A 15395-nucleotide genomic window follows, 5' to 3' on the forward strand; every position below is an offset into this window, starting at 1 on the left:
CTCATTATTATCTCCGATGATTCACTTTTACTTCCTCAATCCGCGTATGTGCCAGTTGGGGGTGCGGAATGTGGGTTACAAAGTGTGAAAGTGCAGTTAGCCACAGTCGGAGAAGTTGACTCAATCCAGACTCCCGTGCCGCGACTATCGAGATTGGTGACAGTTACTCCGCGCAATTGGGAATTAGTTGCTAGCAGTATCGTGATATTTTGGCCGGCAGCGGTGGGACTGACAAATTTGCCACTTCCTTGAATCAGAATGCCTCTACCTTTGTTAGTTTCATTGCCAATAACTTTTACTCCCGATGGAATTTCCAAGGGGAATTGTTCGCCGCTAGCTGCGCTATAAGTTCCCGGTGCTAACTGAATCGTAGTTCCTGATGCAGCGCGGCCGATCGCGCGGGCTATAGTTTTGAATGGGGCTGATTGGCTGCCGACTGCGGAATCGCTGCCTGTTTGCGGGTTGACGTAAAGTGTTGTCATGTTTTTGCCCAAGAGATAATTGGCGATCGAGCTTTTGTGGAATTTTCATTGTCTGCGAACTTGACCCCGGATACATATTCAGCTTTTATCAGGAAGACACCCACAGGGGATGACAACCATAGGGGAATTGCCCTACAAAGGACTATATTTCTCCTTACCAGCAACAGCAAATATCCGATTTATTAAAGAAGTCAGGTATCTGGATTTTCTATTAAACATCTCCAAAAAAGCAAGCTTTGAACAGGCAAGATGCCTGTTCCACAATAATTATTGGAGATGTCTATTTCATTCGCAGACAGTCGAGATTCCCGGCCCAAAAACCTTAACCGCTTCAGCCAAATCAGTTTCACCCATTAAAATGCAGCGTCTTAGTAAATCGATATCCAGCGTTTCCAATCCTGACAGTTGACTCTGAATTACTTGCTCGTAGCCATCTGCGCGGAGATGATACAGCCGCAGCGTGCCATCTTCCCAAAACCAGATTTCAGGCACGCCCAAAGCCCGATATTTTGGCAACTTGCTCAGTCCACCGCTAGTATAAACCACCTCGATCGACAAATCGGGAATCAACTTAGGTTCTCCCAAACAAAACGATTTGTCTGCTTGAGTAGAAGCTTCTGGCGTCTTCTCCTGCGTCATTGAACCAGAAGGGTAAAACTTAATACCTTGTTGCAGCAGAAAAGTGGTCACCAAGTAACCAATGATTTCCGAAAAATTTTCGTGTTGGAATCCCGGCATCAGAATCTCGATCGCCCCTGCGAAAAAAGACAACTTTATGCCAGGGGAAGCTTCCGAAACCTTCTGGATTAATTTGAATTGCTCCCAAGTGCCGTTGAGCACCACTCGCCCATCGAGAATTTCGCGATCGAGAATTTGTGTCATTGACCCGCACCATTATCTCTTATCGGCATTATAACGCATTGGGCGATCGCTCCTACAGAATATCCATGCAGCAAATGTAGCTGAGGAATCCGAACAGTTATTTCTAGTTCCCAGGCTCTTCCTAAGAACACATATCCCAAGGCTCTGCCTCGTCTTAACTTCCAGCCTATTTCACAATACAAGACGCATCCAACACCACTACAATTTCATTCTGAAAAACAGCACAGCTTGCCATTGCTGAAGCTAAGGCGGGAATTTTCCCTTGTTCGATAGAAAGCCTCGCCTCCGGTATAGAATCAAATTGATTTAGCCAGCCATCATCCTTTACATACTGAAGACTCAAAGCATGGCGATCGAGCATCCAAAAATCAACTCCATAGCTGTTAATGAAGTTTTGCAAGACAGCTCGATCGGGAGTGTATTGAGCGCGAATTAAATCGTTAACTCGCTGCTGATATTTGCTGTAGTAGCCTTTCTGATAAGGCACTGCATATTCCTTTGCCACTAAAACCGAACGCTGACTAAATGTTGGCAAATAATCCGTCTCTGCCGCGATTGAAGCAATCAGGGTATCTTTAGGTTGTTGCTCAAAAAATTTGTACAAATCCGGCATTTTACCTTCGACATACCCGACGGTGGGAAATTTTTTGACCAAGCAGGGATAAAGGACAACGGCGATAGCGATTGTCGCTGTCGTAATTAGTGCAACTAGATTTTTTACATCAAAGGTTGTTGCGCTTTTTAATGCCAAATGACCGACTCCATCGATAATTAAAGTTAGGGAAATCGCAGTTATCAAAACAACAATAAATCGCAAGCTGTAGGCTGTATAGCGACCTGGTTGATACAGCTTTAAAAGGGTAGCATGAGCAGCAAAAAACATCGCCGAGGATGCTAAAAATAGCTGAAGCAAAAGCCAGATTTGGCGTTGAATCTGATTTGCTAAGGGAAAAACCGATCGCAAAAACAGCAGTAGCGGAAATAACAATCCGACACAGTGAGTTACAGGCGTAAACAGCGACTTGGGAAACATCCCGCTGCCCCGCCCTGTCAACCAATAATCTTTGGGGTTTGGATGAAACAAAGGACTTCTGCCGTCTGGTGCAAATTCGCCCATTTGCTTGGCTTCTGCTGCGGTATAAGTTGGGCCAAATTCAGAGTTATCTAAGGCATAGGGCAGCATTACTAAAAAGATTACTCCCAAACCTGTACTGCAAAATAGGTAATTTGTGCGATCGCCCGACAAGCGCAAACCGCCATTTTCCCAGCATAGCAGCCGCAAAACTAAAATTCCAGCAGCAACCAAGGCGTAAGGAGGATAGAATAGTCCGATCAGGGCGATCGCTCCCAAACAAGGCAGCAAGGAACTGCGCGACAAATAATATAAAAAAGCCAGAAATATCGGATATATAAAAGCTCTTGGCGTTGTGGAAGCCAAATCATCAGTCATCCACATATGCTGATTTAACAGCAAAGATGCAATAAATCCAGTCATCGGCACTGGCAGCATTTCTAGACACAGGCCAAAACAGTAATAAGTGGAGATTAAGCCGAGAAATAGCGGCAATATTTTGTGAAGAAATAGCGGATGAATGCCAATTGTTGCGGCTAATTTGTAGAGCGTGCTGTATCCTGCGGGGGCGACAGATTGAAAGTAATTAGCAATGAAATCGTTGGGGAATAATTCAGGATCGACAAACCGCATCATCCAGAAAACGTGCTGCCTCGCATCGTCTTGCACGATATACTCACCGCTAAAGGCTTGCTTGAGTCCTAAAATAGCATAGATGGCGGCAAATGTCAAGCTCAGAGTCAACCAAAATATGGTGTGCGATCGGGATGTGCGATCGACTGTAGCAGTTAGAAATTTGTGCAACCGAGCTATTAATACCATTTTAGATTTTAGATTGGAGATTTTAGAATTGGGAATGACTGATTTTGACAAGTAGGATTATATTATGCCAGGTCAATTACCCCTAATAAAAAGTGTTTGCCGTAAGGAATAAAGTCCTCACGACAAACCGCTTTATTTTCAACTTCGCCCTATTTTAGATTATTTTCCAGCCCGCACACCGGCAATTTTAAGGCGAATCCGATACAGACTTGTACTTCCCGTAATATAAAGCGTTTTGCGATCGCTTTCTCCCCAAGCCAAATTAGTCGCCGTCTCAGGTACAGAAATCTTCCCCAAAAGCTTACCATCCGGCGAGAAAATCCACACTCCCCCCGGCCCGGTGCTGTAAACATTCCCCTCTACATCAACTTTTAAACCGTCGGGAACTCCGCCTTGACTAGCATCTTTTAACTCCGCAAAACGCTGCTGGTTGGTAACAGTTCCGTCCGGTTTTATATCGAAAACAGCAATGTATCCCGCTTCCGAATTGTTGACATAAAGTTTTTGCTCGTCGGGTGAAAAAGCGATGCCATTCGGCAGCACCAAATCCTTAACCAGCAGAGTTAATTTTCCGTCGGGTGCCAGTCGGTAAACACCGTAAAAGCCCAATTCTTCCTGGTCTTTACTAACACCGTAGGACGGATCGGTAAAATAAATGCTACCATCGGATTTAACAACCAAATCGTTCGGACTGTTGAGCCTTTTTCCCTCGTATCTATCCGCCAGTGTGATAACTTTGCCGTCTTTTTCTGTGCGGGATACGCGGCGATTTTCGTGTTCGCCAGTAAGTAGGCGGTTTTCTTTGTCTAAAGTATTGCCGTTGGCTTTTCCCGAAGGGCTGCGAAATACCTCAACTTGCTGATTTGATGCGAATTTATAGATAATATTTGCGGGAATATCGCTGAACAGCAAAAAGCCGTCTGGATGCCAAATTGGGCCTTCTATAAATTGGAAATTGCCAGCTAGTTTTTCTAATTTTGCGCTGTCATCGAGAATACGTTGCATGGTATTTTTTTTGTCCTGGTTTTCCGTTTGGGCGGTCAAATTTGTTAAGTTACCCCTAAGTTTCTGGCTGGGGTTGCTGACTGCTAAACTTAATACTATCAACAAAAAACTGATTGTAGCAATTTTGACTGTCATGTTTGCTCATAACTGAATTACTTCCTTCCCACCATAAGATTACCTATCTCGTTTTTTACTTCTTCCTTTATTCTTTTTTTGCTGCTACAAGAGCCCTATAGGCATCCTAAATCATTTGTGAATTTCTTACTCCCTCCCCTTGATAAGGGGAGGGTTGGGGTGGGATCAAAAATTTACCACTCCTGCAAAGATTGCTATATCACGCCCCTTAGCTAACACATCTAAAGCAGTTCGTAAACTCACTATTTTAAGCCCAAAAAAAGATAATTGAGAGCGGTATTAAATTCGATAGTACCGTATGTAACAAAAAAAAGAAGCTCGAAAATGCGAGCTTAATAATATTTAACTTAAAACGTTTTACCTGTCAACTGTTAAGCGGAAAATCAAACAAATAGCGCCGCAATACCAAGAACTATCGCACCGATACTCCTCACAAAAGACCTGAAGCGGTGATAACTGTTAACCACCGTACCGCTATCGCTTTCAAGCTGAATCAAATTCATCCAAGGTGCAACACCCAGGCGGAACCAACCCAAAGTCCTAACATCCATCCCAATCAAACTTTTAACCCGTTTCATGCCAAACATAAAATTACCAATTGGCCCAAAACGAGAAGCATAGCGCAGATAAATCATTCCCGTTCGGTCTAGCAATTTCAAATCAGAAGAGAAGGTATAAGCTGTTGTGCATTTAAATTGTATATTTCGAGTCCCGATCAAAAATCGTCAAATCCTCTCCCTCTCTCCCCTGGGAGCATCTCATATTTGTAAAAACACTTCTTCTGGCTCCTTCCTTCTTCCTTCTTCCTTCTTCCTCTTTTCTCCTGGCTCCTGACTCCTGACTCCTAACTCGAATTTCTAGCGGAGGGCGGCTTTCATTGAGATGCTCTCTCTCCCCTTCTCCCCCTCTCCCTCTCTAATACCATAGGCAATCTAAATGCAACACAGCTTAACCCGCATCTCTGTATCAGTTTAACGCCGGCTTTGCGCGATCGCCCTGCCTTGCGTAAAGGAGCATGAGATGACATAATAATCTCCAAAGGTTATTGACAAATGGCAATGATCGTGAGATTTTATCTATACTTCACTGTTTTAACCTGTTAATGCGAATGGCTGTAAGGGGTCTCAACAAAAATAGAGAATTTCCTCTAAAATTGTTAAGACTGAAAACCACTCCGAAATTTATTTGTGCGAATTCAATTCAAAACTCAAAATCCAAAACCCAAAACTCAAAACTATTTAAAAGTTACTGCCATGTCTATTATTGAAATTGCCCAAAAAACGCGCGTATCTGCTAGAAAATTGGCAGTTTTGTCCGCTGAGGCTAAAAATCAAGCTATTGAAGCTATTGCGAAAGCTTTAGAAGCTGCGGCGCCGGATATTTTGGCGGCGAATGCGGCTGACTGCAAGGCGGCTGAGGCGGATGGAATTGCCAAACCGCTGTACGATCGCCTAAAGTTGGATGAGAGCAAGTTGAAAAGTGCGATCGCTGGCGTGCGAGATGTTGCGAAACTCCCAGATCCGATCGGTGTCGTGCAAATTCACCGTGAATTGGATACAGGATTAATTCTGAAGCGCATCACCTGTCCTTTGGGCGTTTTAGGAATTATTTTTGAAGCGCGCCCAGAGGCGTTAATTCAGATAGTATCCTTGGCAATAAAATCTGGAAATGGCGTCATTCTCAAAGGTGGCAAAGAAGCTGTTCGTTCCTGCGAAATATTGACAAAAGTGATACATCAAGCATTAGCAGAAACTGCGGTTAATCCAGAAGTCGTGCAGTTGCTCACCACGCGGGAAGAAACAATCGAACTGCTCAAAATGGATGAATATGTAGATTTGATTATTCCCAGAGGTTCTAATTCCTTCGTGCGGTTCGTGCAGGAAAATACCCGAATTCCCGTGTTGGGGCACGCCGACGGCATTTGTCATTTGTACGCCGATAAAGCGGCGGATATTCAGAAAGCAGTAGAGATTTCTGTAGATGCAAAAACTCAGTATCCAGCCGCCTGCAATGCGATTGAAACTTTGTTAGTTCACAGTGCGATCGCCCCCAAATTCCTGCCCGCTGTTGCAGCAGCTTTGCAGCAGAAAAAAGTCGAACTGCGGGGAGACGAAAAAACTCGCGCCATCCTCGAAAATATTGCCGAAGCAAATGAAGCGGATTGGTCTACAGAATACAGCGATTTGATTTTGTCAATCAAAATAGTAGATTCTGTGGAAGAGGCAATTAACCATATCAATACATATGGTTCCAGACATACAGATGTCATTGTCACCGAAGACAGCGAAGTCGCCGAAACTTTTTTAAATGGAGTCGATGCGGCCGGAGTTTATCACAATTGTTCGACTCGATTTGCCGACGGTTTTCGCTACGGTTTCGGTGCAGAAGTGGGGATTAGCACCCAGCAAATGCCGCCTCGCGGGCCTGTCGGTTTAGAGGGGTTGATTACCTATAAGTATCGAGTTGTTGGGGATGGCCATGTTGCCGCGAGTTATGTGGGGAAAGATGCTAAGGAATTTACACATCGAGATTTGTAAATTCTCGATAGGCGATCAAACCAGACAATAAAAAAGCCTGTAGGGGCGGGTTTTACCAACAATATTTGATGTTCACGAACAATTTATATAAACCCGCCCCACACAGCAGATAATCCAGATTAACCTGATGTTCGATCGAATGCCAAAAATGTAGATTTGGATTTGTCGTTAGGTGGGGGCGGGTTTACTATATTGTTGGTTTCTAACATAGATGCTTGGTAAAACCCGCCCCTACGATATCCTGTAGATAATGAATCTTAACCAAAGGGTGGGGGCGGGTTTATTATATTTTTGGTTTCTAACATAGATGGTTGGTAAAACTCACGCCTACGATAGCCTGTAGCTACTGAATCTTAACCAAAGTGTCTCTTCTCCTTCATCCATCGCAAAAAAAGCGATCGCCCTGAAATTCAAACAAACTTAGCTACAATAAGCTATACTGTGCTCGGCGACTCCCCACATCGAACAATTTGCCGTGGTTTATGTCTAACTCCTCCCTCCTCACCCCAGGTTCAACTCTAGAAAAACGCTACCGCATCCTCCGCGAATTGGGCCGCGGTGGCTTCGGGCGCACTTATCTCGCCGAAGATATCAACCGCTACAACGAACATTGCGTGCTCAAAGAGTTTTCTCCGGTGGTGCACAGCCCGAAAGCCGCCGAATTGTTCGATCGCGAAGCGAGTATGCTTTACCACCTCCAACACCCGCAAATTCCCCGGTTTCGAGAACTCCTGCGAACCGATTTGGCTGGGAATCCATCTTTATTTTTAGTCCAAGATTATATCAAAGGTCAAACCTACGAAGAAATATTGATATCGCGCCAGCAGCAAGGTAAAAATTTTAGCGAAGCTGAAGTTACTCAACTGCTATTTCAGCTTTTACCAGTTTTAGAATACATCCACTCAAAAAATTTAATTCACCGCGATATTTCCCCGGATAATATTATTCAGCATGATGCTGACAAACTACCATTTTTAATTGATTTCGGTTCAGTCAAACAAATTGCAGCCAATGCCGTACTTCAGTTTAACGGACAATCGGATACGGCGATCGGCAAACAGGGTTATTCCCCAGCCGAACAAATGCGACTGGGGAAAGTTTCTGCCGCTAGCGATTTGTATGCTTTAGCCGTCACGGCTTTGGTACTGCTAAGCGGCAAAAAGCCTCAAAAATTGTACGATATCAATCATAAAACTTGGGATTGGCGATCGCACGTCAGTGTCAGCCCTAATTTAGCCACGGTATTGGATCGGATGTTATCAGAACAACCGGGCGATCGCTACCAATCCGCAAAAGCAGTCCGCGAAGCACTCAAAGATCCAAAACTCTCTCAAATTGGCAGTATAATTTCCCAAATGGTGACAATGAACTTTGTCGGCCGCCCTTTCAAAAACGCCACTCAAACTGCTACTAGCAATCATACTCCTGTTCACCAAACTCCTCAAGTTGTTAACCACAACAGCACATTCAAGTTAATTCCTTGGAAAACCCTAGGGAGTTTAAGTGTGATTTTGGTACCGGGAATTTTAGCTTTTAGTGTAGTCAAATCTGGTTTCACATTGCCCAAGTTGCCGGATTTACCTAAATTTTCTTCGCGCCAACCGCCTCCCGATACATCTTTAGAGGAAGCAGAGATAATTCGTCAAGAAAAGATTGGGAAACGACGCAAAAATCTCAACATTGAGCAAGATATATTCTATCAAAAAGTTGATGAATTATATTACAATAAATATCCTGAATTCCAAGGTCGTACCTTGACAGAAAAGCCAGAAGATGCTGAAGTTAGGCGGAAATGGTATGAAGTTGCTGAGGATTTATTGGACAAGTTGGAGAAAGGAGGACGGTTGTGAAATTTAAGATAGAATAAGAGTGATTGAACCGCAGAGGGCGCAGAGGGCGCAGAGGGAAGAGGAAGAGGGCAAAGGGCAAAAAAAGAGAGGGAAGAGAAAGAGAACTTTATCTGGTTTAATACAAATTGGTATAGAACAACGCACTTTTAGTTTATTGCAAAATGGATTCTATTCAACTTACAGGAATTCGCTGTTACGGATATACGGGCTATCTGCCGGAAGAGCAAGTTTTGGGGCAGTGGTTTGAAGTGGATGTTACTCTCTGGCTGGATTTATCGCAAGCTGGAAAAAGTGATGATATTCAACATACTCTTGATTACCGCAGCGCAATTACTCTGATTCAAAAGCTAGTCAAAGAGTCGAAGTTTTTATTAATCGAACGCCTAGCAGATACTATTGTTCAAGCGCTTTTACAACTACCGTTAGTCGAAAAAGTTAAACTACAACTCTCGAAACCTGCTGCCCCCATCCCTGATTTCGGGGGTAGAATTACTCTAGAAATTACTAGAAGTCATTAGTCCTTAGTCCTTAGTCCTTAGTCCTTAGTCCTTAGTCATCAGTCTTTAATCTGCATTAGTTTGTCGCTAATGACTGATGACTGATGACTGATGACTATTGATTAATTACCACTTCAGCAAGTTAAATTCTTCCATGTCTACTGTATTGCGGTTGCGATAAATCGCCAAAACAATTGCCAAACCCACCGCAGCTTCAGCCGCGGCTACCGTAACTACAAACACGGTAAATACTTGGCCCTTAATTTGTACGGGGTCGAGATAATTGGAGAAACCCATCAAATTGAGATTGACAGCATTCAGCATCAACTCGATCGACATCAACACGCGCACTGCATTTCTGCTGGTAATCAAACCGTAAATGCCAATACAGAAAAGTGCGGCGGCTAATAACAGGAAATACTGGAGTTGCAGTTGCATAAATTTTGCGATTTTGTCTCAATCTAAAGTTACTACAAAACTAACACTATGGTGCGCTCAGCGCACCATAATATTACTTAGATTCTGGCGAAGACACATCTCCGGCCGAAACTAATTCGCGAGGTCTTTCCGGCAAACTAAAAGCTGGTGTTTCAGATAGCTTGTTGGACAATTCATCTGGCAAGAAATCGCGGCGCGCCAAGACAATGGCTCCTACCATTGCCATTAACAAAAATACTGATGCTAACTCGAAAGGCAGCAAAAAGTCGGTGAAGAAATGTTTGGCGATTGTGACGATCGAACTTTCGGCCGGTGCTCCTGTCGTCGCGACAATAGTCCAAGGAGTAGACACCACCATCGTACCCAAAAGCGCAAACAAGCCTACGCAAACTACTGCTGTTGCTACTTGACGCACCCAAGCGTTGGGAATTGTGCGGAAATCTTCGCGCTTGTTCACCAACATAATCGCAAACAAAATCAAGACGTTAACAGCGCCCACATAAATCAATACCTGTGCTGCTGCTACAAAGTCGGCATTCAGCAACAGGTACAAGCCGGCAATGCTGGTAAATACGCCGCACAGCAAAAAGGCTGAGTAAACGATATTTGAGAACAGCACTACTCCTAGTGCTCCTGCAATCATCATTACGGACAATATTCCAAATGAAACAATTTGAACCCCTTCAGCTAGATTCACAATTTTTTATCCTCAATTATTAGTGTTCTATTGTTCGTTTTTACTCATTAGTTAGCAGTCATTAATAATTGGTTATTTCACTAATGACTGATGACTGCTGACTAATGACTAATGACTTACTTTTCGATAATTTCCTCTGGACGCAGACCGGCGCGGCGATCGGTGTAGGAAACTTCATGGGGGTCGATCGCACCTTTCGGCAAATAAGCGAATTCCCGCATCGGTGTCACCATCGGGTCATCTGTAACCTTGTAGGGCAAACGTCCCAGGGCCACGTTGTCATAATTCAATTCGTGACGTTCGTAGGCGGCTAACTCATACTCTTCTGTCATGGACAAACAATTAGTCGGACAATATTCTACGCAGTTGCCGCAGAAGATACACACTCCGAAATCGATACTGTAGTGCTTGAGTTGCTTCTTCTTAGTTTCTTTGTTAAATTCCCAATCCACTACAGGTAAGTTGATCGGACACACCCGAACGCAAACTTCGCAGGAGATGCACTTGTCAAATTCAAAGTGAATTCTGCCCCGGAAACGTTCGGAAGGAATTAATTTCTCGTAAGGATACTGCACCGTAATCGGGCGGCGTCTCATGTGGTCAAAAGTAACAGATAGCCCTTGACCGATATACTTAGCAGCTTGAAGAGTCTCTTTGGCGTATTCGCCTACTTGATTGAGGAATTTTAGCATCGTGTTCTCTCTCTGTACTTGAGTTTTTGGTAATTGCTAATTGATAATAGGTCATGAGAGTTAACAGCTACTCTAGGTTAGCTATTATCTGTTCTGTTACCTATTACGAATTAACCGCCAAAAGCAAAGGGAAAGGCAAGCTTCAAAGCTGCGGTCAACAGCAAATTAACTAAAGCAACGGGAAGTAAAAACTTCCATCCCAAATTTAGCAATTGGTCGATCCGAACTCGCGGCAGAGTCCAGCGGAGCAGAACAGCCAGAAACAAGAAAAAGTAGGCTTTCAGCATGGTCATTGTAATGCCCAGCAAGCCGGTAATTACCTGCAACCAAGGAGTCGTTTCGCTCAATCCTAGGGCATTTGTCAGGACTCCGACAGGAATCGGGGACTCCCAGCCGCCGAGGTACAAAACTGCTACTAACAGGCAAGAAAGGACGAGGTTAACGTAGGAAGCGATATAGTACAAAGCAAATTTCATGCCTGTGTACTCAGTCTGATATCCTGCTACCAATTCTTCTTCTGCTTCTGGAAGGTCAAAGGGTAAACGTTCGCATTCTGCTAGTGCTGCGATCCAGAAAATCAGGAAACCTGCTGGTTGCCGCCAGATATTCCAGCCGAGAATGCCGTAGCCGGCTTGCTGGTGTACGATGTCGATCGTACTGAGGCTGTTGGACATCATTACAACTGCCAATACTGCCAAAGCTAGGGGAATTTCGTAGCTGAGGGATTGAGCGGCGGCTCTGAGTCCTCCGAGGAGGGCGTATTTGTTGTTTGAAGCATAGCCGGACATCAGCAAGCCGATCGGCTGAATGCTAGAAAGAGCAATCCACAGAAATATTGCTGTCCCCATATCGGCGATCAGCATATGCTCTCCGAAGGGCACGATTAAGTAAGACAGAAAAACTGGAATCACCACAATTACCGGGCCTAGGGTAAATAGCAGCGCGTCAGCTTTTGCGGGTACGATGTCTTCTTTGAAGACCAACTTCAAACCATCAGCAACGGGTGCTAGCACTCCCAGAGGGCCGATGAATTCCGGGCCGATCCGCTGTTGAGCGGCGGCGGAAATTTTCCGTTCCAGCCAGACGCTAGTCAGTACCCCGAAGACGGCAGCGACAATCATCAGCAACATTGGCAGCGGTAGCCAAAGCAGTTGGGCGATGTCCGCCGGTAAGCCCAAATTCATCAGGGCTTCTACAAAACTTCCTTGTAAGTCAATTCCTGGGTTCATTTTTCCAGCTTTTGAGCGCTCAGCATATAATTTTTCACCCGTCCTTTGTAGGAGTAGGCTTAGAAATCGGGGTCTTTGTAAAGATTTTTAATGCTTTACCGCCTAATAGTATATCGCCCGACAGCCTCCAAGAACGCACAGACAGGGTGAAGTTCTAATTATATGAGCCCGCAGCGTAGCTAATGGGTTGGTAACTTATGGTTGAGGGTTGACTGTTGACTGTTGACTGTTGACTGTTGGCTGTTGACTGTTGAGTGCCCGATCGATTTTGAGTAAGAAATCAATCTGGATTTATGCACTCTCGTCTCTCAAACCTCGATCCCCCCGACTCCCTTTAATTAATTATGGGGATGCGAGGCAGGGCTGTTTCATTCTCGCTCCGGGGCAAACCCCCCGTGGTTGCCCCGATGCCTGAAACGCCCCTTCGATCGTCGGTGGGGGGGTAGGCACGGGGGCTATCCCTACAAAACCATGATTTTCCTGAGAATGAAACAGCCCTGGGATGCGAGGGGGATCTAGACTCAGCTATAAGCCAGATATAGGCCAAACAAAAGGGCCCAGAGTTAACTCTGCGCCCTTTTAATGCTTTAAAGTGCCTTTCAAATGGTTTAAACCATTGATTTTACGTCACTTATTTTATGGAACTGGGCAGAATCGAACTGCCGTCCAAAGCGGGTATTTACCTTCCGATCGTTCACAGGTTTATCCCCTCTGATCCTCGGGGCGGGAACCATCTTTATCCTAAATGGGAGGATTTTCTAGTGATTGCTTTCCTAGCTAGCCGACTAGAAACGTTTAGCTAGGGCATCCGTTGGGGGTTGTTCTGCTACCTTTAACGGAGTGAGGTGGCAGACGCTCTAAACTGGGCTTAAGAAGTTTTTAGGCTACAGCAACAGTTTTGTTTACACGAGCGAAAGGAACGATGTTGTTCGCATTTACTATTTTTTTTGAGCCGATATTAACGAGAGTAGACTCCCTCTCGACCTGCATCACGGAGCAGCTTTCGCCACCCTGTCGAAACCATTACAGCCCCTCGTGTGTTCTTTTATCATAGACAATATTTCGTGTTGCGTCAAGTCGATCTGGGATTTTCGATTTTGGATTTTCGATTTGGGCACAAAGCTGAGTCAAGAATATTTACATCTTGCGCCATTTTCTTGAACAGGCAAGATGCCTGTTCCACAAGAGTTGAGTTTTCCTGTGGGGTGGGCATCTTGCCCGCCCAGGTTTATGGACAAGGGTGAAGGGTGCAAAATGTCAGCGCTGCCTAGTTTAATGCAAATTTTCGTCCCAGACGCCGATGTAAATCCGATCGCGCTCATTGCGTTCGATCGTCCCTTCCAGCGAACCCTTCCTAAACGTAAACCGATTACTCCGGCGCTGCTGCACGTCGCCCAAGCCTTGCAAAATCTCCCGGCTAGCGCCGCCCACCATCCCGTTTAAGGCGGTTCGCACTACCAAAGCGTCCACAGACTGAGCAAAAGAACCCTCTGTTTGTACTAGCTGGCCCGAATCGCGATCGTAAATGTAGCCGAGAGTAATTCGGTTCGGCAATATTTCATAAAGTGCGGTGCGAGTATTTGGCCAATAGCCCCGCGCTTGAGAGTCAGTCGGTTCTCCCAATTCATCTAAAATCTGACTTTCCGGCGTACCAACGGCAAATCCAGGGATTGTGGGAGTCTTCTGATAACTGGTTCCCGGTTGTTCGCTGGGTGCGGGCGATCGATCTGGCGGCAACTCTTTGTCAACAAGTTTTTCTGTTGGTGTGGGTTCGACAGCCTCCGGAGAAGGCGCTGGTGTTGGCGCTGGGGCTGGTGTTGGAGTTTCAGCATCCGGCGCTGGAGTTTCAGTATCCGGCGCTGGAGTTTCACCAGCCGGCGCTGGTGTTTCAGCCGCCGGCGGCGGAGTTTCTCTGGGAGTCGGCGAGAAAGGCGTTGGTGTCGGCGCGGGAATGGGTGCGGGGTTTGAGCGCGCGTCTGGATCTGCGGGGGTCGAAGTGCGATCGTCCTGGGCTACCGGTGCGGGTTCTGAAGACGGCCGGCTGAGGAAAACCCTAGCAATCCCGACCAAACCTGCAACAATAAGTGCGATCGCCACGAACCCCAAAATCCACCAAACGTTGCGGCTGCCTTGCCCAGAAGGCACCCGTGCCGGCGCTGTTCTGGAACCCACAGGCGACTGAGGCCCGTGTCCCGGCATCACCGCCACCGTCGGCCCGGTGCTCGGCGACCCTGCACCCCCCTGCCCGTGCAGCAGCGACAGCCACTCATCCACGGTAGCAGGGCGATTTTGAGCTTCTACCGTCATCCCCCGCATCACCGCAGAGCTGACAGCCGCACTTAGCTCAGGCCGCAAGTCGCGGGGTGATGGCATCGGTTGGCTGGTACGCAAAATTGCAGCCACCGGCACCTGTGCTGTCAGTAAAGTGTAAAGCGTCGCCGCCATACCATAAACATCTGTGGCGGGCGTATATTTTCCTTGAGCGAAATACTGTTCTGGCGGCGCGTAGCCGTCGGACACCATATTAGTGTGACTTTGGGTTGCACCAGGAGTAAACTCGCGGGCAATGCCAAAGTCAATCAGCACGACTTCCTGAGTACCTTGGCGCAAAAGAATGTTTTGCGGCTTGACATCTCGGTGCAGCAAACCCTTTTGATGAACCGCCTTCAAAGCAGCGCCAATTTGAGTGATGTAGAGAATTGCAAGATTTTCTGGCAGCGGATTATTTGAACCGACTACATCGCCCAAATTCTGACCGGCTATGTAGTCCATCACCATGTAAGGCTGGCCGTCTTCGACAAAGAAATCGCTGACGCGGACAATATTCGGATGAACGCAGGAAGCCAACCGCCTCGCTTCGTCTTGAAACTTGCGATCGAACTCAGCAAAATTGGGTTGCTGCCGCAGAGATTCGTTGAGGGTTTTAATGACTACAGGCTGTCCTAAATAGCGGTGATTTGCCCTGAAAGTTATTCCAAAGCCGCCTCTTCCCAATTCTTGTTCTAGGGTGTATTTTCCACCTTGTAAAGTTTTGCCGATTAGCGCATCCATAGGTTC

At 45.9% G+C, this 15395-nt stretch carries 13 protein-coding genes and 1 other RNA gene; 3 read left to right on the forward strand and 11 right to left on the reverse strand.

The features are described from left to right. Positions 1–35: 35 nt before the first annotated feature. The 5 genes from QUB10_RS14415 to QUB10_RS14435 all read right to left on the reverse strand — a co-directional run bounded on the left by QUB10_RS14415 (position 36) and on the right by QUB10_RS14435 (position 5057). Positions 36–482, reverse strand: a complete 447-nt coding sequence (locus tag QUB10_RS14415; RefSeq protein WP_333203093.1) for a DUF1565 domain-containing protein — start codon at positions 480–482, stop codon at positions 36–38. A gap of 285 nt (positions 483–767) precedes the next feature. Continuing rightward, entirely contained in the window at positions 768–1364 is a 597-nt protein-coding gene (locus tag QUB10_RS14420) for a Uma2 family endonuclease (protein WP_333203095.1), read from the reverse strand. A gap of 166 nt (positions 1365–1530) precedes the next feature. Continuing rightward, positions 1531–3258 (reverse strand): hypothetical protein, encoded by a 1728-nt coding sequence (locus tag QUB10_RS14425; protein ID WP_333203097.1) that lies wholly within the window; start codon positions 3256–3258, stop codon positions 1531–1533. A 159-nt stretch (positions 3259–3417) separates the two neighbouring features. Continuing rightward, positions 3418–4263, reverse strand: coding sequence for an SMP-30/gluconolactonase/LRE family protein (locus QUB10_RS14430; RefSeq protein ID WP_333203099.1), 846 nt, complete (start codon positions 4261–4263; stop codon positions 3418–3420). A gap of 518 nt (positions 4264–4781) precedes the next feature. Continuing rightward, positions 4782–5057 carry a hypothetical protein gene (locus QUB10_RS14435; RefSeq protein ID WP_333203101.1) on the reverse strand — a complete coding sequence of 92 codons (276 nt, stop codon included), beginning with the start codon at positions 5055–5057 and terminating at the stop codon, positions 4782–4784. A gap of 594 nt (positions 5058–5651) precedes the next feature. Between QUB10_RS14435 and QUB10_RS14440 the strand changes: the two genes are divergently transcribed. The 3 genes from QUB10_RS14440 to folB all read left to right on the forward strand — a co-directional run bounded on the left by QUB10_RS14440 (position 5652) and on the right by folB (position 9303). After that, entirely contained in the window at positions 5652–6935 is a 1284-nt protein-coding gene (locus QUB10_RS14440) for a glutamate-5-semialdehyde dehydrogenase (RefSeq protein ID WP_333203103.1), read from the forward strand. 482 nt (positions 6936–7417) lie between these two features. Beyond that, a complete protein-coding gene (locus tag QUB10_RS14445) occupies positions 7418–8785 on the forward strand; it encodes a serine/threonine-protein kinase (RefSeq protein WP_333203105.1) in 1368 nt (455 codons plus the stop codon). Positions 8786–8946: 161 nt separating this feature from the next. Beyond that, positions 8947–9303, forward strand: coding sequence for a dihydroneopterin aldolase (gene folB, locus QUB10_RS14450; RefSeq protein ID WP_333057046.1), 357 nt, complete (start codon positions 8947–8949; stop codon positions 9301–9303). Between the two features lie 105 nt (positions 9304–9408). On the opposite strand, the gene nuoK is transcribed toward folB, so the two are convergent. The 6 genes from nuoK to QUB10_RS14480 all read right to left on the reverse strand — a co-directional run bounded on the left by nuoK (position 9409) and on the right by QUB10_RS14480 (position 15389). Then, positions 9409–9714, reverse strand: coding sequence for an NADH-quinone oxidoreductase subunit NuoK (gene nuoK / locus QUB10_RS14455; RefSeq protein ID WP_228042566.1), 306 nt, complete (start codon positions 9712–9714; stop codon positions 9409–9411). Positions 9715–9793: 79 nt separating this feature from the next. Beyond that, complete coding sequence (locus tag QUB10_RS14460) at positions 9794–10417, reverse strand: NADH-quinone oxidoreductase subunit J (RefSeq protein ID WP_333057044.1); 624 nt, start codon at positions 10415–10417, stop codon at positions 9794–9796. A 116-nt stretch (positions 10418–10533) separates the two neighbouring features. Next, positions 10534–11109 carry an NAD(P)H-quinone oxidoreductase subunit I gene (ndhI, locus tag QUB10_RS14465; protein ID WP_193975265.1) on the reverse strand — a complete coding sequence of 192 codons (576 nt, stop codon included), beginning with the start codon at positions 11107–11109 and terminating at the stop codon, positions 10534–10536. 110 nt (positions 11110–11219) lie between these two features. Then, complete coding sequence (gene nuoH / locus QUB10_RS14470; protein WP_333203108.1) at positions 11220–12338, reverse strand: NADH-quinone oxidoreductase subunit NuoH; 1119 nt, start codon at positions 12336–12338, stop codon at positions 11220–11222. A 636-nt stretch (positions 12339–12974) separates the two neighbouring features. After that, positions 12975–13371, reverse strand: a transfer-messenger RNA (tmRNA) gene (gene ssrA, locus QUB10_RS14475). A 239-nt stretch (positions 13372–13610) separates the two neighbouring features. Next, complete coding sequence (locus tag QUB10_RS14480; RefSeq protein ID WP_333203110.1) at positions 13611–15389, reverse strand: protein kinase domain-containing protein; 1779 nt, start codon at positions 15387–15389, stop codon at positions 13611–13613. Positions 15390–15395 lie beyond the last annotated feature (6 nt).

The organism is Microcoleus sp. B5-D4, assembly GCF_036705145.1.
Taxonomy (GTDB): Bacteria; Cyanobacteriota; Cyanobacteriia; order Cyanobacteriales; family Microcoleaceae; genus Microcoleus.

Excerpts from the sequence above, each read along its gene's own strand:
- QUB10_RS14415 (WP_333203093.1), bottom strand. The coding sequence starts at position 482 with ATGACAACACTTTACGTCAACCCGCAAACAGGCAGCGATTCCGCAGTC.
- QUB10_RS14420 (WP_333203095.1), bottom strand. The coding sequence starts at position 1,364 with ATGACACAAATTCTCGATCGCGAAATTCTCGATGGGCGAGTGGTGCTC.
- QUB10_RS14425 (WP_333203097.1), bottom strand. The coding sequence starts at position 3,258 with ATGGTATTAATAGCTCGGTTGCACAAATTTCTAACTGCTACAGTCGAT.
- QUB10_RS14430 (WP_333203099.1), bottom strand. The coding sequence starts at position 4,263 with ATGCAACGTATTCTCGATGACAGCGCAAAATTAGAAAAACTAGCTGGC.
- QUB10_RS14440 (WP_333203103.1), top strand. The coding sequence starts at position 5,652 with ATGTCTATTATTGAAATTGCCCAAAAAACGCGCGTATCTGCTAGAAAA.
- QUB10_RS14445 (WP_333203105.1), top strand. The coding sequence starts at position 7,418 with ATGTCTAACTCCTCCCTCCTCACCCCAGGTTCAACTCTAGAAAAACGC.
- folB (WP_333057046.1), top strand. The coding sequence starts at position 8,947 with ATGGATTCTATTCAACTTACAGGAATTCGCTGTTACGGATATACGGGC.
- ndhI (WP_193975265.1), bottom strand. The coding sequence starts at position 11,109 with ATGCTAAAATTCCTCAATCAAGTAGGCGAATACGCCAAAGAGACTCTT.
- nuoH (WP_333203108.1), bottom strand. The coding sequence starts at position 12,338 with ATGAACCCAGGAATTGACTTACAAGGAAGTTTTGTAGAAGCCCTGATG.
- QUB10_RS14480 (WP_333203110.1), bottom strand. The coding sequence starts at position 15,389 with ATGGATGCGCTAATCGGCAAAACTTTACAAGGTGGAAAATACACCCTA.